Source organism: Petrocella atlantisensis (assembly GCF_900538275.1).
Classification (GTDB): domain Bacteria; phylum Bacillota; class Clostridia; order Lachnospirales; family Vallitaleaceae; genus Petrocella; species Petrocella atlantisensis.
The window spans coordinates 243980-264603 of sequence record NZ_LR130778.1; the positions used below are offsets into that span (position 1 = coordinate 243980).

Consider the following 20624-nt stretch of genomic DNA (forward strand, 5'->3'; position numbering starts at 1 on the left):
ATATTCTCCTTAGTTTGGCATATCGAAGATTTAGAAAAGCCCATAGAAAAAGACTCAAAAAAACCTTTCGGTCTTCATTGAGTCTCACAAAATACAAGTCGTATCTTTATCACCGAGCTTTCGCTGTATTGACGATGATAAATCCCATATAGGCAGTTACTCCCTCATAGATGAATTAAATGAATGATAGCAAATCAAATCGTATTTGTCAAGTTGATAAAGAAGGGTTTTCATGGAACCCATCTTTATCTTTATCTTTATCTTTATCTTTATCTTTATCTCCAACTACCAACACCGACCATGAAGTTCCTGGAACTGGATATATGAATTAAGCAAGACAGCAGGAGCTGTCCGCCGACTTTTGGTGCAGGACGCACCAACTGGAGGCCGTAGTCATATATCCAGTGGAAGGGTTTTCATGGGACCCACAACAACTCTTATTTCATCTGCGACAAAAGTATTTCTTCTGCTTTTAACAAAGCATCTTCTATCTTACTTGGATCTTTGCCTCCTGCTTGTGCCATATTAGGGCGTCCGCCACCGCCACCGCCTACAACAGCCGCAGCACCTTTAATCATATTACCGGCATGAGCACCATGCTTTATAGCGCCTTCTGATGCCATAACCAGTAAGCTTACCTTGCCGTCATTAGATGTTGCAAGAACCACAACCCCATTATCCAGCTTATTTATAAAGTTGTCGCCCATGTCTCTTAGACGATCCACATCCACGCCATCAACCTGAGCACCTAAAAACTGTATTTCTCCAATTTGTTGCTTTGTATTAATAAGATCATCTACTGCTCCACTGGCTAATTTGGATTTTAACTGGTCCAAAGCCTGTTGTAATTGCTTGTTCTCATCCAGAAGATTTTCAACTTTACTTAACACATTCGCAGGATCTACTTTGATTTTTTCTGCTATCGCTTTTACAGTCGCTTCTTTATCCTTATAGTAACGAATCGCGTTTTCTCCCGTTAAAGCTTCTATCCTCCTGACACCTGCAGCCACACCATTTTCAGAAATGATTTTGAAGGTGCCGATTTCTATGGTGTTATGAAGATGTGTGCCGCCACATAATTCAACAGTGTAATCCCCCATAGATACAACCCTCACCACATCGCCGTACTTTTCTCCAAAAAGTGCCATGGCACCTTTTTTCTTTGCTTCATCTATAGGCAGTTCTTCTATGTTCACTTTTAATTCTTTAATCACCATCTCATTGACTTCATCTTCAACCGCTTTGATTTCCTCTGCTGTCATCCCGGTGAAATGGGTAAAGTCAAATCTTAAGCGCTCACTATTAACAGCTGAACCAGCTTGTTCAATATGATCACCAAGAACATGCTTTAAAGCCTTCTGTAATAAATGTGTAGCACTATGGTTCTTCATAGTTGCATGTCTGTATGGGGCATCGACCTTAAGTAAAGCTTCATCGCCTACTGTCACTTCACCTTCAACCACATGACCGATATGGGCAATCTTCTCACCCATGAGTTTTTTAACGTCTTTAATCGCCACAACACCTTTTTCAAAAACTATGGTGCCTCGATCCGCTTGTTGACCACCACTGGTTGGGTAAAAAGGTGTCTCGTCTACAAATATTGATACTTCTTCTCCCTTGACTGCTTTTTGAACAACTTGATCTGTAGTCAGCGCCCGTACAGTCGACTTACCTTCAAGATGCTCATAACCGATAAAGGTAGAACTAAGCTCCACTGGTAATTGATCATACACAGTTTCTTTTGCACCCATATAGTTGGATTCCTCACGTGCCGATCTTGCTCTATGTCGTTGCTCATCCATAGCTGCTTTGAACTTGTTTTCATCTACATTCAGGCCGACTTCACTTAAGATCTCTAAAGTCAGATCTAGTGGAAAACCGTAAGTGTCATATAATGTAAATGCTTTTTCAGCATCCAGTTCTGTAAGTCCGGCTTCTTTAACTTCTTCGATATAACCGTTTAAGATGCTAAGACCGTGATCTATGGTTTCTGCAAAACGTTCTTCTTCAATGGATATCACTTTGTAGATATAAGCTTCTTTGTCCGATAATTCAGGATAAGCTTCTTTGGAGGTTTCAATAACAACTTCAACCAATTTCGCTAAAAAAGCCCCTTCAATACCAAGTAACTTACCATGTCGCGCCGCTCTTCTAAGGAGTCTTCTTAGGACATAACCACGACCTTCATTAGAAGGCAGTATACCATCTGAAGTCATAAAAGTTACTGAGCGAATATGGTCCGTAATCAAACGAATGGATATGTCTGTTTTAGGGTCTTTTTTGTAAGTCACTTTGGCAATCTTACAGACTTCATCACGTAAGGCACGGATGGTATCCACATCAAAAATGGATTCTACCCCTTGCATCATAACCGCCAAACGCTCAAGCCCCATACCTGTGTCAATGTTTGGAAAGTCTAGTGGTATATATTCACCCTCAGGTGTTGCCTCAAACTGAGTAAAGACCAGATTCCAGATCTCGACATAACGATCACACTCACAGCCAACCGCGCAATTTGGATCATCACAACCGTACTGCTCACCACGATCAATATAGATCTCAGAACAGGGTCCACAAGGACCGGCACCGTGCTCCCAGAAATTATCCTTCTTACCCATACGCACAATATGATTCATAGGCACTTTTTCTTGTTCATGCCAGATTTTTTCTGCTTCATCATCTTCTTCATAGACAGAAACATATAAGAGTTCCTTAGGTACTTCAAGTACTTGTGTAAAGAATTCCCACGCCCATGCTATGGCTTCTTCCTTAAAGTAATCACCAAAAGAGAAATTACCTAACATCTCAAAAAATGTACCATGTCTAGCGGTCTTACCTACGTTTTCAATATCGCCTGTACGTATACATTTTTGACACGTGGTCATCCTTTTACTTGGCGGTGTTTCTTGTCCGGTGAAATATGGCTTTAAAGGCGCCATGCCTGAATTAATCAACAGTAAGCTTTTATCGTTATGCGGCACCAAGGAAAAACTGTTCGCCCTTAAATGGTCCTTACTCTCAAAGAAGTCCAAATACATTTTTCTAAGTTCATTCAATCCGTAACTTTTCACAATAGTTCCTCCTAATTATATTTACACTTTAACCAATGATGCCTTTGAGTATTATATTCATATACTTTTTTCTCAATCACTCGTTAAAATTATAAAGACATAACCCTTCTTTGTCAAGATATCCTATGTTTTAAGCCTCGCTTTACGGCACCATAGCTTTGAATGATGAGGGTTGGTACAAATGAGCCTAACAAGATAATCCACCATTTATAGGCATCCAATGGTTTTGTGTACATAACTTCATTAAAGAAAGGTAGATATATAACGAGTAACATGAGTAAGGATGCTATAACCAAAGAAACGATTAGAAATGGGTTCTTTAGGATGCTTTTGTCCACGCCAAAAGTATCTTTCTTTCTCACATTAAGTACATGGAAGAGTTGACTGAAGGCCATAGTAGCAAAGGCGATGGTTCTTGCTGTGTCAAGATCATATCCTTGTGAAAGACTATATGCAAAAACAGTCAATGAACCCACACCTAATAAGATACCACTCGCAGAAATTTTTATTAGAAAATCCTTATTAACAATCGCCTGTTTAGGATCTCTTGGCATCCGCTTCATAATATCACCTTCACCTGTTTCCCAGGCAAATGACATCGCCGGAAGAACGTCAACAACCAGATTCAACCATAGGATTTGAAGTGCAAGGATTGGAATAGGGAGCTTAAACAAGATGCTTAGAAATATGGCTAAAATCTCTACAAGATTACAGGAAAATAGAAAGTAGATGAATTTCTCCATATTATCAAAAATGACACGTCCTTCTTTAACCGCATCCACAATTGTAGAGAAACGGTCATCGGTCAAAATCATATCCGATGCTTCTTTTGCTACTTCAGTTCCTCTTATGCCCATGGCGATACCAATATCTGCACCATTAAGAGCCGGTGCATCATTAACACCGTCTCCCGTCATGGCTGTAACTTCATCATCCAGATTTAGCGCTCTTACAATTTGCAATTTGTTTTCAGGAGAAACCCTTGCAAACACAGATGTAGTTTTAATTTCTTCGGCTAATGCTTCATCTGACATGAGGTCCATTTCTTTACCGGTTATAACCTTATCAATGTTTTTCATACCGATTTTTTGTGCAATGATACTGGCTGTACCCGGGTGATCGCCAGTAATCATAATCACTCGAATACCGGCTTCTTGAGCCACCTGAATGGCTTCTTTAACATCTTCTCTTGGAGGATCTATAATCCCTACAAAACCGAGAATCTCTATACCTTGTTTCAATGCTTTGATCATAGACGCTTCATCTATGTCGCCCTGATAGTTTTTAATCTGTGCTATGGCAAGAACCCGCATACCCTCATGGGTCATGTCCTCATTTACCTTGTTCCACTGATTGAGATCTTTTTCTTCTGCCTTAGCCATCTTCATGAGGACTTCAGGTGCACCTTTTATAAAAAGACGTTTTTCATCATCTTTCATATCATAAGCTGTAACCATATATTTATCTTTGGAGTTAAAAGGCACTTCTCCTACACGATTATAACCCTTGTTCTCAAGTTCCTCTTTTGTTAAAGAAGCCTTTTCTCCAAGAACAACAATTCCGCCTTCTGTAGGATCACCAATGATTTTGTAGTCATTTTCTTCCTTAACTAAGGATGCGTTACTACATAAAACACCAGCAACGATAAGTTCTTCAAGGGCTTGATCATAATCCACAATCGCACCATCAGGATCATAGCCGTCACCTTCAACTTCAAATGTACGATTTAAAGATGTATGGTATATATGTTTAACTGTCATTTGATTTTCTGTTAGGGTACCTGTCTTGTCTGTACATATAACCGTAGTAGAACCTAAAGTCTCTACAGCAGGTAAGCTCTTTACCAAGGCATTGTGAGATGCCATGGTTTTCATACCAATGGCCAAGGTTATGGTAGAAACTGCAGGTAGTGCTTCAGGTACTGCAGCAATAGCTAGGATGATACCTATTTTTATCATAGCGTATAGATCTTCACCATAGGAGATGCCAAGAAGTGTCACCGCGAATGCCACAACCGCTGAGAAAAGTATTAATGTTTTACCTAAACGGTTCAGCTGCTCTTCAAGAGGTGTTACGGTTTCTTCATCTGTTCGAATCATATCGCTGATTTTTCCGATTTCTGTATCCATGCCGGTTGCTGTAACAACGGCATAAGTATTACCTCTGGTTGCTGCTGTTCCGGTAAATACCATATTCTTTCGATCTCCAATGGACGTATCTTCTTCGCCTACAAAGTCTGAAGTCTTATCCATCGACTCGGATTCTCCGGTCAATGCGGATTCAATAACAGCGAAATTCTTATCTTCAATAATTCGACTATCCGCTGTAATGAGATCCCCTTCTTCAATATATAGGACATCTCCGAGTACCAAATGTTGAGACTCTATTTCTGTAATCTTACCGTTACGTCTGACTTTTGCAACTGTTTTAGTCATTTTTTGCAAAGATTCAACGGATTTTTGAGCTTTGTATTCTGATATAAATCCAGACAAAACAGCAATCAAGATGGCAACAATAACCGCGAACCCTTCAACAGGCTCATCCATGGCAAATGAAACACCGGAAGCCAAGATTAACAGATAAACGATAATGTTATTCGCATTGTGTAAAAATATCTTTAAGGCCGATACCTTTTCTTTGGCCTCAAGAACATTTTCGCCGTATTCTGCCCGTCTTTTTGATACTTCATCATCACTTAGGCCTGAATCTATAATAACTCCTAGTTTTTTTAGTATGTCGTCTTTCGTTAGTGTGTAAGGTTTTTCTATCTTCATACTCATACATATTACCTCCCTCAAACAAACAAAGAGGCTACGCCTCGCTTTGCTTGCAAATTGTTTATGTTAGCTAAGTCCTATCCTTTGCTAACTGCTCTATCTTTATAATATTTTGATTGACCATATTTTGCAATGCGCACATAACCCCATACTTGCCATGATACCACGTAAGGCCCCCTTGAAAATATGCTGTATAAGGGGGTTTAATAGGTGCATCCGCACTTAATTCAATACTAGAACCTTGTATGAATGAGCCTGCCGCCATAATTACCGGTGCGTCATAACCAGGCATATCCCAAGGAATCGGTACCACATGACTGTCTACAGGGGCTGCCATCTGTATGCCTTGACAAAAGGCGATCACCGCCTCAGGCGTTTTCATGGAGATAGCTTGAATAATATCATAGCGCTCTGTCTGACTGGACGGAATGACTTCATAAGCTAGACTTTCAAAAACAGCAGCAGCAAACAAAGCACTTTTATGAGCGGCTGCAACAACTGTAGGTGCAAGAAAAAGACCTTGAAAAAGGCTTTGATTAATACCTAAAGTCGCGCCCACTTCTTTGCCCAGGCCAGGCGCTGTCAAGCGATAGGAAGCCATATCAACACATGCTTTTGTACCCACAATATAGCCACCTGTTGGTGCTAACCCGCCACCCGGATTTTTAATCAATGAGCCTACCACCATATCTGCACCGTACTCAGACGGCTCTGTAGCCGTTACAAATTCACCATAACAATTGTCTACCATACAAATGACGTCCGGTTTAATGTTCTTGACAAAACGAATGATTTCACCTATGGTTTCAGGGGATAAGGTCGGACGAATGTCATAACCTTTAGATCTTTGTATAGCAATCAACTTCGTCTTTTCATGAATAGCCGCTTTGATACCTAGGTAATCAATGTTCATATTATCGATAAAATCCACTTGCCTATAGGTAATGCCATATTCAGCAAGTGAACCCGGTGTTTTTCTTATACCTATAACCTCTTCTAAGGTGTCATAGGGTTTTCCAATAGGTGATAATATTTCATCGCCCGGTCTTAGATGACTTGCCAAAGCAACGTGAAGCGCATGGGTACCTGAAATTATTTGTGGACGAACTAAAGCAGCTTCCGCATTAAATACGGAAGCATACACATTTTCCAAGGTATCTCTACCTAGATCATTATAGCCATAGCCAGTGGTCGCAGCAAAATGCGTATCACTAACTTTATTGTCTTGCATCGCCTTTAAGACTTTCAGTTGATTGATCTCGGCTATTTGATCTATTTGATTAAACCTATCAAGTAGCGCGACTTCAATCTTTTTAACATGCGAAATCACATCATCACAGATACCAAGACGTTTATAGATCTTGTCTGTCATAAGGACTTCCTCTCTAGCGTTCTTCAGTCATTAATTGTACTTCTTTAGCAGGTATTATGGTTGAAATGGCATGCTTGTATATCATTTGTTGTTTTGTTTCTGCTTCAAGGATGACGATGAAGTTGTCAAAACCTCTAACGATGCCTTTTAGCTGAAAACCATTGGTCAAATAAACCACAACCGTAATTTTATCTTTTCTAACCTGATTTAAAAATACATCTTGTAAATTGATTGGTTTGCTCATATTCTTGCCCCCTTATGATATATTTTCAATATATCTCTTATCAAACAATGATTTGATTTTATTGAATACTTTTGTTAAGGCGTCACATAGCTTGACCCCTTAACCACATCTTCATTGTATTACAAAAACTTCTGTACTTCAATATCTTTTATAATATATTTTACAACTTGTATCATATTATGATGATAGTCGTCTAAGTTCACCCAATTGACATTCTTTTCTCTCTTAAACCAGGTTAATTGACGCTTGGCAAAATGCCTTGTGCCCTTTTTCAGGAGATCGACCGCATAATCAAGGTCATATTCACCTTCCAAATAGCCGATGATTTCTTTGTAGCCAAGACCTTGCATAGCAACAAGTGACTTATCATAACCTAGCTCTAGAAGTTTCTTTACTTCATGTACCAAACCTTCTTCCATCATCAGATCCACTCGATCATTGATGCGCGCATACAGTAGATCCCGGTCCATATTCAATACATAGAAGCCTAGATTATATGGGGATTGTTTTTCTTTTTCTCTCGCGTTATGGATTGATATGGGTTCTTGAGTCATATGGTAATACTCCAATGCTCGAATCACCCTTTTAGTATTGTTCATATGAATGCTCTTTGCCGATTCCGGATCCACGGCTTCTAACATTGAAAACAATAAAGCTTTGTCACCCCGACTGGCCATTTCTTCTAGACTGTCCCTATAGCTATGGTCCGGTTCATGGTCCATAAAAGATATATCGTATATAATAGATTGAATATAAAAACCTGTTCCTCCGGCTAGAATCGGTGCTTTTCCTCTTGCATATATATCTGCCATTGCTTCTTTTACCATTTTCTGAAACCATGCAATACTACATGCTTGATCCGGATTCAGAACATCTATAAGATGATGTCTAATACCATCCATTTCTTCAGGTGTGACTTTTGCTGTACCTATATCCATGCCTTTATATACCTGCATAGAGTCAGCAGATATGATCTCGCCTTGAATTTCTTTGGCCAGTCGAACCGCTAATTTACTTTTTCCTGTTGCAGTTGGTCCTGCAATGACAATCAATGGTTTCATCCTTGTATCCTCTTGAACTTCTTTTCAAGTTCATACTTCGTCATGGCAATAATGGTCGGTCTACCGTGGGGACAATGAAATGGGTTTTCAAGTGTTAGCAGATCATCGATTAACTGAATATACTCACCCTTTGAAAGTCGGTCGTTACCTTTAACAGCAGCTTTACAAGCCATTGAAGCAATATCATCCAAAAGGATGTCATATTTATCTTCAATAAAGCTATCTGCTAACCCATCCAAAATCAGCAGGAATTGATTGGCATCAAGGGTTTTACCAAAAACAAAAGGCACGGACCGAATGATGAGAGCCTCCTCACCAAAGGGTTCCACTTCAAATCCCAAATCTATAAAAAGTCGCTCATGTATTTCATATCTACTCATTTCTTGAAGAGATAGATTCACCACAACCGGTTCTAGTAACCTTTGGGCAAACTCAACTTTGTCCCTTAATTTTTTGACCATGCGCTCATACAACACTTTCTCATGAGCAGCATGCTGATCAACCATGTAATATTCGTTCTCAAGCTCAACAATCCAGTAAGTATCAAAAAGTTGTCCCACTACTTTATGAGATCTAATGGCAGAAGAACCTCTAAATGCTTCTACTGACATAGCCACTTGGTCACCTTTATAGGTTCTTTTTGGTGTATCGATTGGTGTTTCGATGGGTGTTTCAAGTGGCTCATCTACCGGCTTTTTCTCAAGCTTTTCTATATAATTTTCCTCTTGTTTTTCTTCAGAAAATGTTTCGATTTTCAAATCTATAGGTGGCGCATCATGAATAAAAAGAGGCATAACCCTATTGTTTTGTTCTATGACCTTTCTTTTCTCCTCAAAAGGTTCCGGTATCGGTTCATAGACCATGGGTGTTTCTTTCTTATCTTTTTCAAGACTAACTTGAGGAATTAAAGCTTCCCGATTAAGTGCTGATTCAATGCCTTTATATACCAACTGAAAAACCTTAGCTTCTTCCATGAAGCGCACTTCCATTTTGGTAGGATGTACATTTACATCCACATCCTTCCCATCGACATGTAGATGAAACGTAACAAAGGGATATTGATGCAGCATTAATTTAGACTTATAACCGTCTTCAATAGCTTTTTCTATAACTTTACTTTTAATATAGCGGCCGTTTAAAAAGTAGTTTTCATAGGTTCTGTTTCCGCGATTCAGATGGGGCTTTCCAATAAAGCCTTCTATACGCATCCCCTCAAAGCTCCAGTTGATTTCGATTAAGTTTTTTGCCACTTCCATACCATAGACGCTAAAAATACAGTCCTTTAGTTTGTTTTTCCCTGTGGTTTGAAGCTTAATCTTACCATCATTTATAAACTTAAAACTTACTTCTGGATGGCCAAGTGCCATCTTATGAATCAGATCAGATATATACCCAAGCTCTGTACCTGCGGTTTTCATGAACTTTCTTCTGGCAGGGGTATTATAAAATAAGTCTTTCACAATGAAGGTGGTCCCTATTGGACATCCTACTTCTTCTAGAACTTTTTCAACCCCACCTTCGATGACATAGCGTATGCCAACAGGTTCAGCTTCTTGTTTGGTAATCAGTTCAACCCTTCCTACTGAAGCAATACTGGCCAAAGCTTCACCACGAAAGCCCAAAGACATTATGCTGGTAAGATCTTCCTCATTCTTGATTTTACTCGTACTATGTCTAAGAAAAGCCGCCTTGACATCTTCTTTATGAATACCGAAACCGTTATCTGTAATACGTATAAACTTAAGACCACCTTCTTTTACTTCAATGGTGATGGCATCCGCTTTTGCATCAATTGCATTCTCGACTAATTCTTTGATAACAGAAGCCGGTCGTTCAACGACTTCGCCTGCTGCAATTTTATTAATTGTGTTTTGATCCAGCAATAAAATGCTCAAGTGACTCACCTATCCTTACCCGTTTAGACGTTTTTTGATTTGTGCTAATTTATTCAATGCTTCAAGAGGCGTTAGAGCGTTAACATCAAAGCCTTTTAATTCTTCAACCACATCTTCAGAGATGTTTCCAAAAAGACTCAGTTGTGTGTCTTCTGCTTTCTCGGGTTTTTCCATGACCTTGATGCTTTCTGCGTGTTTGGTAATATCCGCTTGATCCAATTCTTCCAAAATCATTTTGGCACGTTTTATAACAAAGTCAGGAACGCCGGCCAGTTTAGCCACTTGTATACCATAACTATTATTGGCACCACCGGGTATGATTTTTCTAAGGAAGATAATATCATCCCCTTGTTCTTTGACGGAAATACAATAGTTCTGCACCCCTTCAATCTTACCTTCAAGTTCTGTCAATTCATGATAATGGGTGGCAAATAAGGTTTTTGCGCCCATGGTATGGATGTTGACTATGTACTCCACCACAGCCCATGCAATGCTCAGACCATCGAAGGTAGAGGTACCACGACCGATTTCATCCAATATTATTAATGATTTTTTCGTACCATTTCTTAAGATGTTGGCCACTTCCGTCATTTCTACCATGAAAGTACTTTGACCGGAGGACAGATCATCTGATGCACCAACCCTGGTAAAAATACGGTCGCATACAGATATATTTGCTGATTTGGCCGGTACAAAACTACCCACTTGAGCCAATAATGTAATCAAGGCTACTTGACGCATATACGTGGATTTTCCGGCCATATTAGGGCCGGTGATGATGGAAAACCGATGTTCATGTTGGTCTAAATAGGTGTTGTTGCTTATGAATTGATCATGAGGCATCATCTTTTCAACTACTGGGTGTCGGCCCTCTATAATATCAATTGTACCGTCATTGTGAACCTGTGGTCTTACAAAATTCTCCTTAAGGGCTGTATCTGCCAGACTTTGCATCACATCCAACTTAGCAATTTGATCGGCGGATGCCTTGATTCTTCCGACAGCCGCTTTTAGGGTATCTCGTATCTGAACAAACAACTCATATTCTAATGCCTCAAGCTTTTCCTGAGCACCCAGTATGGTGTTTTCCATTTCTTTTAGTTCCGGTGTAATATAACGTTCACCGTTTGACATGGTTTGTTTTCTTGTATAATCCTCGGGCACCAAGTTCAAATAGGAGTTGGTCACTTCTATGTAATAGCCAAATACCTTATTGTACTTGACTTTTAGATTCTTAATGCCTGTACGTTCTCTTTCCTTAGACTCCAGCCGAGCAAGCCATTCTTTACCATCTGTTGTTGCAGATCTTAGAAGGTCCACTTCTTCGTTGAAGCCCTTTTTAATAAGTCTACCTTCTGTAATCGCAATTGGTGGTTCTTCCATTAAGGCCTGGTCAATCAAATCATACAGATCCCTTAAGTCATCCAGATCTTCTCTGATAGCACTAAAGTAGTCTGCTTCCAGATTCTCAAGTAAGATTTTAATGGGTCCAATCATATCTATGGATTGCTTAAAGGCTTGTAGGTCCCTACCATTAGCCGTTTGACAGCTGATTCTACTCATCAGTCTCTCAATGTCGTATATGGGTGTTAAGTATTCTTTTAGCTCCATCAAATACATAGGTTCATCAAATAAATTGGAAACACCGTCAAGCCGCTGATTAATCTCATCTACATGAATCAATGGCTGCTCAATATACTGTCTAAGCAGTCTAGCACCCATGGCAGTTTTTGTTTTATCTACGACCCATAACAAAGAACCTCGACGTTCTTTTTCCCTTAAAGTCTCTACCAGCTCCAGATTACGTCGCGTCGACAAGTCCAGAAGCATATAGTCTTCAGTGGCATAGTAACGAATATGGGAAAGATGATGTAATTGACTTTTTTGTGTCTCATTCAGGTATTCTATAAGAGCACCGGATGCTTTTATGGCTTCTATCTTATCGGAAAAGCCTAAACCTTCTAAGGATCCTATTTTAAGCTGTGTCAATATAGCTTCAGTGGACCTCTCTAAATCAAAGTACCAATCTTCCTGTACGGATACAAAGCTTTTAAATCTGTTTTTCACCCCGTCCATCAAAGGCTCATTACATAAAGCTGTATTGTTACAAATAACCTCACGGGGTTGAACTTTTGCCAGTTCATCCAAGACTTTTTCATAACCTTGAACTTGGGTAACATAAAAATCACCGGTTGTAATATCAACATAAGCGATGCCATAATGGGCAATATTCTGAAAAATGGTAACAAGATAATTATGCGTTCCTGCATCCAAAGATTGAAGGTTCATATTGGTTCCCGGTGTTACAACTCGAACCACATCACGCTTGACGATGCCCTTTACCAACTTAGGGTCTTCTAACTGTTCTCCTATGGCAACCTTATAGCCTTTACCTATAAGCTTGTCAATATACCCTTCAACTGCATGATGCGGTACACCACACATAGGGGCCTTCTCATCCATGCCACAGCTTTTTGCAGTTAAGGTTATCTCAAGTTCTCTAGAAGCGGTAATTGCATCTTCAAAAAACATCTCATAAAAATCACCCAACCGAAAAAAAAGGATGGCGTCTTTATACTGTTTTTTGATATCTACATATTGTTGCATCATGGGTGTAAGTTTTTCTGCCATAATATCCCCTCTGCTAAATGATTTCCCCAACAAGGTAATAGGTTTTTGACCCCGTAATTTTTACGTTAACAAATGTTCCAATAAGACTTTCATCCCCCTGGATATGAACCAAGTGGTTGTCTTTTAGACGTCCACTAACCCAGTCTGCTTTTTTGTGGTTCACTTCTTCAACAAGCAGTTCATAGGTGTTGCCGACATGTTTTTCACTATTTTTCAAACTTACGATGTCCATCGCCTCAAGAATTTTATTAAAACGCTCTTTTACAATTGCTTCCGGCACCTGATCTTCCATATTGGCCGCAGGTGTTCCTGTTCTTTTAGAATAGATAAAGGTATAAGCTGTGTTATATTCGACTTGATGAATTACATCTATAGTATCATCATTGTCTGCTTCTGTTTCAGTAGGAAAACCAATAATGATGTCCGTCGTTATAGCAACTTCAGGTATCCTTGCTTTGATTCTCTTTACTAAGTCCAGATAAGATTCTTTGGTATAATGTCGATTCATGGCTTTTAGAAGCCTAGAGCTACCGGACTGAATCGGCAGATGAACATGATGACAGATTTTCTGTGAATCAGCCATTACCTCTATTAAATCATCTGATAAATCTTTAGGATGAGGTGTCATGAAACGAATACGTCTAAGACCATCTATCTTTTCTACCTCTTGAATAAGTTCTGCAAACGTCATAGGCATGTCAAGACCGGTTCCATAGGAGTTGACGTTTTGACCAAGTAAGACGATTTCCACCACACCGTCAACAACCAAGTCTCTTACTTCTTTTAGAATATCTTCCGGATGACGGCTTCTTTCTCTACCTCTTACATAAGGTACAATGCAGTAGGTACAGAAGTTGTTGCAACCATACATAATGTTAACGGATGCTTTGAACTTATGCTTTCTTATACTTGGAAGGTCTTCTACGATTTCTTTATGAGCCTCCCATATATCATACACCGTACTACCACTATCCAGTCTGGTTTCAAGTAATTCCGCAAGCTTATAGAGATTATGGGTACCAAATACTAAATCTATATGCTTATGTTTCTTTTTTAATTCTTGAATCACAGTCGGTTGTTGCATCATACACCCACATAAGGCTATCATCATATCCGGCTTTTTTCTTTTTATACTTTTCAAATGACCGATACGTCCATATACTCTTTGTTCTGCATTTTCACGAACTGCACAGGTATTATAGATTACAAAATCTGCTTCCAACTCTTGTGATGCTTCTCTATAGCCAATATCTTCAAGTATGCCTTTGATCATTTCCGAATCATGGGCATTCATTTGACATCCGAAAGTTGTAATATAGTAAGTTAATTGCTTCTCTTCTAATCTATGCTTAAGCCTCTTTATGATGGCTTTTTGTCTTGTAGCTTCTTCGTGGCTAACGGCCACTGAATTTATTCTCTTCAACCTATTTCACCTCAAAATATTATTGTGATTATCTGACCTTAACCACCATGGTGGTGGATGTCCTGACCCTTAACCATTATATATGATAAGAGGATGTATGTGAAGGGTCAATTGTACTCTATCTTCTTCATACCTTTACAAAACATACGTTATGTACTAGAGTATAGATATTAACGTATGTACCATAAATATGCAACCCAGCCAACTCGAGCGCTAATAGCAACCATACCTTTTATTTGTACCGATTTCAAGGAAAATGCGTACTTGCTATTGATAAAGGATTATTATGCTGGTTACTCAAGATATACTAAATACATCTGAATATGAACCCAATCATTTTTTACTTGAACCGGGTACCATGGCTTTTGATATTGAAACCACAGGATTCTCTCACAAATATGCTACGATCTATTTGATTGGTATGGTCTACTTCGATACTATAAAAAATGAATGGATTCTAGAACAATGGTTTTGTGAAAAAGCCAGTGATGAATACGAACTCCTTTTTAAGTTTAACGCCCAACTCAAAAAATACAATCGGATCTACCATTTTAATGGTGATCAATTTGACTTACCCTTTATTAAGGGAAGAATGGCTCTATACAAAATGGATTGTGCACCCTACATCAGTTATGATCTCTTAAAAATCGTCCGTCCTTTTAAAAAGACTTTGGGGCTTGAGAATTTAAAGCTCAAAACTTTAGAAAAGTATTTTGGGTATCACCGTGATGACCCATTTACAGGTGGTGATTTAATACACGTCTATGAAGTTTATAAGGACACAAAAGACCATAAGTTATTTCAGACTTTACTGCTTCATAATTATGAAGACCTATTAGGTCTTGTTAGTGTTATAACACATATGCCTCTATTTGATTTATTAAAGCAGATGAAAGATGATGTTATGGACATTAGTGAAATCTATGGTTATGAAGAAGAGGGTGTTTATGTCATCCAGTTTCCCCTAGATGATTCGGTCAATCAAAGTTTTGATCTTCCCCTTTATCAACTTATAATCAATCATCAGTTCTGTACATTGCGTATACCTATTCAAAGTGTTGATTTGAAATACTACTTCCCAAACCCTAAAGATTATTACTTCCTAACCACTGAAGGCTACGCTATTCACAAAAATGTCGGTAAGTATGTTGATCCCAGTCATAAAATACAGGCTACCAAAGAGAACTGCTATATCCTAAAAGGTGGGAACTTTTTACCTGCCTACAAACATCTCAATCTACCTTTTCATTACTATTATGAGAATTATACGGATGTTCAAGGTTATATTCTTTTAGAGGATTTGGCAACTGAAGAAGACCTTATTCTATATGTTAGGAAGTTGTTGACACTGCTGTAAAAATGTATATAAAAGTAGGTCCCATGAAAACCCTTCTAACAGACTGTATAACTACGGTTGAACGTTGTGTGTTGACTTTTCAACTGTAGTCCAGCATCAAAATCGTAGATATAATACACACTTTTTCCTTGCCTTACACTTCGTACGGTCAGCGGAAAAACTGTGTATCACATCTACTCGGTAATAAGTCGTCATTTCGTCAAGAAAAAGCACTGCTCAACCATCCTTCTTTTTTTACATCCTGTAAAAATGAAGGACGTTCTACATCCATGTAGAACTGTGATTGATCAGCACTTTTTCTTTCCTCATTCGGTTTCGCAAAGGCTTAATTTTAATAAACTTAAGTTCGTGTACCCATATAATGCACAAATGCCAAGTAGTAACATCCTAATACCAACATCGACCAAAAAGTTTCAGGAGCTAAGAAAGAGGCGTTGGCTTGGTATGAGCTCAGCTCATATTTCTGAATATTTCATAGGTAATCCTTGACGCATCATGTCAGTCTTCAACTAAGATAATTGCCAACATCGACCATGAAGTTCCTGGAACAGTGTGTATGACTTAAGCAAGTCTGCATGGATGCAGACCGCCGACTTTTGGTGCAGGACGCACCAACCGGAGGCCGTAGTCATACATACTGTGGAAGGGTTTTCATGGGACCCCCACCATTAAAATCCCATTCATTCTATCCCCAGCTTATATTCGGGTGTAAAAAGAACATCTAACTTCATATAAAAAAGTCCCTAAGTTTTCCACTTAGAGACCCTGATTAACACATTAAAAACCTATATATCCCCTATTTTCTTATAAAAGAAAGATTTATTGGTTTCAAAACTATATCTTTGAGACTGAATGATTTGTTCAGTACTACCAACAAACAAAATACCTTCTTTTTTTAGAGATTTATTGAACTTGGTATAAATATCGCTTTTAGCTTCTTCTGTAAAATAGATCAGAACGTTACGACATACAATCAAATCCAATTGATCCGGATAGGCATCTTTAAGTAGATTGTGTTCCTTAAAGGTAATACATTTTTTTATGTCATCACTAACACGAAAGGATGCGCCGATTTTTTCAAAATACTTGTCTTTGAACTCTTTCGGAACTCCGGCAATACTTTTTTCGTTATATATACCTTCTCTTGCTTTGGATAGAATCTGTTTGTCAATATCCGTAGCAATGATTTGAATCTGATTCAAAGGTATGAATTTACTCAGTACCATAGCCAAAGAATAGGGTTCATCACCCGTTGAACAAGCCGCACTCCAGACTTTTATACGCTTACCAAACTTATTAAAAATATACGGGAAGATTTCTTTTTCCAGTACATCCCATTGGGCTGTGTTTCTAAAAAACTCCGAAACATTAATGGTCAAATAGTTAATGAACTCTTCATAAACTTCTTTGTTGTTTTTTAGTTCTTTCACATATGCATCATAATCCGAAACACCATTCTTTTTAATCAACGAATCTATGCGTCTCTTCATTTGTCGTTCTTTGTAAGCATTCAAATCAATCTTCGTTAACGATAATATTTCCATTTTAAAACCTTCATAATCTTTAATCAAAGCATTGTCTCCTTGTCAATTATTTTATTCGACACCTTGTTAAAGAAGTAGGGTAACCCCTAACAGTAAGTACAACAAACTTGCCGGTAGTGCCGGCAAGTTTGTCATTATTGCTCTATAAAACTTAAGCTTCTTCTGTAGTTTCAGTTTTCACTTCTACCGCTTCATCTGCTTTCACTTCTACTTCTTCTGCTGCATCCACTGTAGCTTCTGCTGCTTCTTTTGAATCTTCAACTTCTACAGTTTCTTCTTTGTTGCTTTCTTCTCTTTCAAGTTCAAGACCTTTGATGGATAAACTGATTTTTTTCTCATCCAAATTAAGATCTGTAACTTTTGCTTCAATCACTTGATTCACCGTCAAAGCATCTGAAGGCTTCTCAACGTGCTTGATTGAGATTTGAGATACATGTAAAAGAGCATCTACACCCTCTTCTAACTCTATGAAAGCACCAAAATCTGTCATTCTTGCAACACGACCGGATACAACATTACCTACAGCGTATTTATTGGCTGCATCGTTCCAAGGGTTCTCAGCATCGAATTTCATAGATAAAGAGATTTTCTTTTTCTCTTGATTGATACTGATAACACGTACACGTACTTTTTCATTAATTTTAACAACTTCTTTAGGTGACTTAACGCGTCCCCATGAAAGCTCCGAAATATGAACCAATCCGTCAACACCATCTAGATTAACAAACACACCATAATCCGTGATGTTCTTAACAGTACCTTCAAGTACGGCACCCACTTCAAGATTCTTAAAGATTTCAACTTGCATACTGCTTTTTTCTTTTTCAAGAAGAATTCTTCTGTTACCGATAATTCTTCCTTTTTTCGTGTTAAACTCTGAAATGATGAACGTTAACTCTTGGTCTTTGAATTCAGATAAGTCACTAACGTAGGAGTCAGAAACCAAAGAAGCTGGAATAAATACCCTCACTTCATCAATAATCACTACAAGTCCACCTGCAAGAACTAATGAAACTTTTGCAGTAACTTCCTCGCCTGAATTGTATAATTCTTCTACCCGTTTCATTCCGTCTTCTGCTTTGAGGCGCTTGTAAGTCAATAAGACTTGACCTTCACCATCATTGACTCTAAGTACTTTGGCTCTGATTTTGTTCCCTACAGTTACCAAATCGCTTAGGTTCACAGTTGGGTAATTGGAAAATTCACTTTTAGGGATGATGCCATCTGACTTGTAACCTATATTGACATAGATTTCATCGGCGTTTACACCAATGATCGTACCTTCAATAATTTCACCTTTATGAATTGAAATTAAAGATGCTTCCAGCATTTCTGCAAAGCTTTGTTCATTCTCATTCTGCATTTCTGACATTCGAAATGACCTCCTTGATAAGTTTCTTAGGAGTTGACGCTCCTGCTGTAATTCCAATTACGGAATGTCCGTTTAGAACCTTCAACTCAAATTCTTCTATAGATTCAATGTGATACGTATGCTCACATTGTTCTTTACATATTTCATATAGCTTGATTGTATTCGAGCTATGTTTACTGCCGATAACCAACATAACATCAACATTCTTTGCAATCTCAAGGGCTTCTTTTTGACGTTCCTGAGTCGCTTTGCATATTGTTTCGTTTATAATAACATGAAAATTTAATTTTTGCAATCTTATCAAAATTTCTTGATATAATCCAAGATTAAAGGTGGTTTGAGCCACCACTTCATACACAATATTAGAATCGAAAGGTATTTCATCTATTTGTGTAATATCTTCAATGATATACACCGGTTGCTGACACCAACCCTTTATACCTGTTACTTCAGGGTGATTTTTATTTCCGACTATAATAATATGATGACCTTTTTTTGAAGCTTTTTCTACACATTTATGAATGGTTTTTACATATGGGCAGGTTGCTTCTATCATACCAAACCCTGAGCTAGAAATCAAATCTTGTTCGTTTTTACTGATACCATGACTTCTTATAACCACTTTCCCATGGGGCAAATGTCCTAATTCACTTAAATCATGAATAACCTTGACTCCTTTTGATGCTAACTCTTCAACCACTTGTGTGTTGTGAATAATTGGTCCATAGGTATAAATAGGTTCATTGCCTAAACCATCATACACTTTTTTCAGTGCCCTGTCTACACCAAAACAAAAACCTGCTGATTTTGCTAAAATTATTTCCAAATCATCGCCTCATTTCAATGATTTTTTTAATAGCATGTACCACATCGTCAATACTCATCTTGGAGGTATCTAACAAATGAGCATCATGTGCTTGAATAAGAGGTGCATGTTCACGGTTCATATCTCTATGGTCCCGTTCCCTTATTTCATCTGCTATAACGTTCAAATCTGCAGACTCGCCTTTTTCCAAAAGCTCATTATACCTGCGCTTCGCTCGAATCATAACATCTGCATTCAAAAAAATCTTTACTTTAGCATCGGTTAGCACATGAGTCCCAATATCTCGACCATCCATAACCAGACTTGTCATTTTTGCCATCTCTTGTTGCATCATGACCATTTTTTTTCGTACAGGAAGATAGGCTGATACTTTAGAAGCACCTTCACCAACCGATTGTTGTCTGATTTTTTGTGTCACGTCTTCCTCATTTAAATAAATATGTTGTACTTGATCTTTATATTCAATTCGAATATGCACTTGCTCCAAAGCCTCTACAACATCCTGTTCTATATCAAGATCAATATGGTGCTCCATCATATATAAAGCTACAGATCTATACATAGCACCTGTGTCCACATAAACAATCTTGTAGTCTTTTGCCAGTCTTTTGGCAATAGTACTTTTGCCTGCCCCTGCAGGACCATCGATAGCTATGGTTAATACATCACGCATACCATCACCCTTTCTTCGTTAAATCAGGTCGAAGTATTTTAGCATCTCTCAAGTATACGTGTTTAATGTCTTTTTGTAAAAGATTTTTTTCAACATGCATTAGAATTCTAAGACATTTAGCTAAACTCTCTGCTACATACATCTCCTGAACACATAAAAGGCTGGCACAGGTAATACCAAGATTCCGTGCTGCTACCGCCGGATATATCTGTGTCAAATCTTTAGTCGCTGAAAAAACAATAGATATAATCTCATCATCATTCAGATTGTTTTCTTCAATAATCGTCCTCAGCATCAGCTCTGTACCTTCAAGTATCGCTTCTTTTGAATCTACATTAACTGTAATTGCACCTCTGATTGCTATCATCCTATTCT

General features: G+C 38.4%; 15 protein-coding genes. 2 read left to right on the forward strand and 13 right to left on the reverse strand.

What is annotated here, in order from left to right:
* Positions 1–437 precede the first annotated feature (437 nt).
* The 8 genes from alaS to miaB form a co-directional block, all read right to left on the reverse strand.
* Complete coding sequence (gene alaS / locus PATL70BA_RS01300) at positions 438–3074, reverse strand: alanine--tRNA ligase (protein ID WP_125135678.1); 2637 nt, start codon at positions 3072–3074, stop codon at positions 438–440.
* Between the two features lie 113 nt (positions 3075–3187).
* Positions 3188–5854 (reverse strand): cation-translocating P-type ATPase, encoded by a 2667-nt coding sequence (locus PATL70BA_RS01305; RefSeq protein WP_197715776.1) that lies wholly within the window; start codon positions 5852–5854, stop codon positions 3188–3190.
* 67 nt (positions 5855–5921) lie between these two features.
* A complete protein-coding gene (locus PATL70BA_RS01310; protein WP_125135679.1) occupies positions 5922–7223 on the reverse strand; it encodes a methionine gamma-lyase family protein in 1302 nt (433 codons plus the stop codon).
* Positions 7224–7236: 13 nt separating this feature from the next.
* Positions 7237–7467: an RNA chaperone Hfq gene (gene hfq / locus PATL70BA_RS01315; protein ID WP_125135680.1), complete on the reverse strand. Its 231-nt coding sequence runs from the start codon at positions 7465–7467 to the stop codon at positions 7237–7239.
* Between the two features lie 119 nt (positions 7468–7586).
* The gene (gene miaA / locus PATL70BA_RS01320) at positions 7587–8528 is read right to left on the reverse strand and encodes a tRNA (adenosine(37)-N6)-dimethylallyltransferase MiaA (RefSeq protein WP_125135681.1); all 942 of its coding nucleotides are present in this window, start codon (positions 8526–8528) and stop codon (positions 7587–7589) included.
* Positions 8525–10423: a DNA mismatch repair endonuclease MutL gene (mutL, locus tag PATL70BA_RS01325; RefSeq protein WP_125135682.1), complete on the reverse strand. Its 1899-nt coding sequence runs from the start codon at positions 10421–10423 to the stop codon at positions 8525–8527. The genes miaA and mutL overlap by 4 nt, the downstream gene beginning before the upstream one ends.
* Positions 10424–10438: 15 nt before the next feature.
* Positions 10439–13054 carry a DNA mismatch repair protein MutS gene (gene mutS / locus PATL70BA_RS01330; protein WP_172596052.1) on the reverse strand — a complete coding sequence of 872 codons (2616 nt, stop codon included), beginning with the start codon at positions 13052–13054 and terminating at the stop codon, positions 10439–10441.
* A gap of 13 nt (positions 13055–13067) precedes the next feature.
* On the reverse strand, positions 13068–14477 hold the full coding sequence (gene miaB / locus PATL70BA_RS01335) for a tRNA (N6-isopentenyl adenosine(37)-C2)-methylthiotransferase MiaB (protein WP_125135683.1): 1410 nt from the start codon (positions 14475–14477) through the stop codon (positions 13068–13070).
* 286 nt (positions 14478–14763) lie between these two features.
* On the opposite strand from miaB, the gene PATL70BA_RS01340 reads away from it, so the two are divergent.
* Both PATL70BA_RS01340 and PATL70BA_RS17030 read left to right on the forward strand, forming a co-directional pair.
* A complete protein-coding gene (locus tag PATL70BA_RS01340) occupies positions 14764–15834 on the forward strand; it encodes a ribonuclease H-like domain-containing protein (protein ID WP_125135684.1) in 1071 nt (356 codons plus the stop codon).
* 162 nt (positions 15835–15996) lie between these two features.
* Positions 15997–16323, forward strand: coding sequence for a CotD family spore coat protein (locus tag PATL70BA_RS17030; RefSeq protein WP_125135685.1), 327 nt, complete (start codon positions 15997–15999; stop codon positions 16321–16323).
* A 296-nt stretch (positions 16324–16619) separates the two neighbouring features.
* Here the strand turns inward: PATL70BA_RS17030 and PATL70BA_RS01350 are convergent, their stop codons facing one another.
* The 5 genes from PATL70BA_RS01350 to aroH form a co-directional block, all read right to left on the reverse strand.
* Positions 16620–17405, reverse strand: coding sequence for a CheR family methyltransferase (locus PATL70BA_RS01350; RefSeq protein WP_125135686.1), 786 nt, complete (start codon positions 17403–17405; stop codon positions 16620–16622).
* 124 nt (positions 17406–17529) lie between these two features.
* A complete protein-coding gene (gene rpsA / locus PATL70BA_RS01355; RefSeq protein ID WP_243115943.1) occupies positions 17530–18750 on the reverse strand; it encodes a 30S ribosomal protein S1 in 1221 nt (406 codons plus the stop codon).
* Entirely contained in the window at positions 18731–19576 is an 846-nt protein-coding gene (ispH, locus tag PATL70BA_RS01360) for a 4-hydroxy-3-methylbut-2-enyl diphosphate reductase (protein WP_125135687.1), read from the reverse strand. Before ispH ends, rpsA begins: the two co-directional genes overlap by 20 nt.
* Position 19577: 1 nt before the next feature.
* Entirely contained in the window at positions 19578–20249 is a 672-nt protein-coding gene (gene cmk, locus PATL70BA_RS01365) for a (d)CMP kinase (protein WP_125135688.1), read from the reverse strand.
* Between the two features lie 4 nt (positions 20250–20253).
* A complete protein-coding gene (gene aroH, locus PATL70BA_RS01370) occupies positions 20254–20616 on the reverse strand; it encodes a chorismate mutase (RefSeq protein WP_125135689.1) in 363 nt (120 codons plus the stop codon).
* Between the last annotated feature and the right edge of the window lie 8 nt (positions 20617–20624).

What these genes read in the sequence shown, in the direction of transcription:
- cmk (WP_125135688.1), bottom strand. Translation starts at nt 20,249, where the DNA reads ATGCGTGATGTATTAACCATAGCTATCGATGGTCCTGCAGGGGCAGGC.
- aroH (WP_125135689.1), bottom strand. Translation starts at nt 20,616, where the DNA reads ATGATAGCAATCAGAGGTGCAATTACAGTTAATGTAGATTCAAAAGAA.
- miaA (WP_125135681.1), bottom strand. Translation starts at nt 8,528, where the DNA reads ATGAAACCATTGATTGTCATTGCAGGACCAACTGCAACAGGAAAAAGT.
- PATL70BA_RS01305 (WP_197715776.1), bottom strand. Translation starts at nt 5,854, where the DNA reads ATGAGTATGAAGATAGAAAAACCTTACACACTAACGAAAGACGACATA.
- PATL70BA_RS01310 (WP_125135679.1), bottom strand. Translation starts at nt 7,223, where the DNA reads ATGACAGACAAGATCTATAAACGTCTTGGTATCTGTGATGATGTGATT.
- mutS (WP_172596052.1), bottom strand. Translation starts at nt 13,054, where the DNA reads ATGGCAGAAAAACTTACACCCATGATGCAACAATATGTAGATATCAAA.
- hfq (WP_125135680.1), bottom strand. Translation starts at nt 7,467, where the DNA reads ATGAGCAAACCAATCAATTTACAAGATGTATTTTTAAATCAGGTTAGA.
- rpsA (WP_243115943.1), bottom strand. Translation starts at nt 18,750, where the DNA reads ATGTCAGAAATGCAGAATGAGAATGAACAAAGCTTTGCAGAAATGCTG.
- PATL70BA_RS01340 (WP_125135684.1), top strand. Translation starts at nt 14,764, where the DNA reads ATGCTGGTTACTCAAGATATACTAAATACATCTGAATATGAACCCAAT.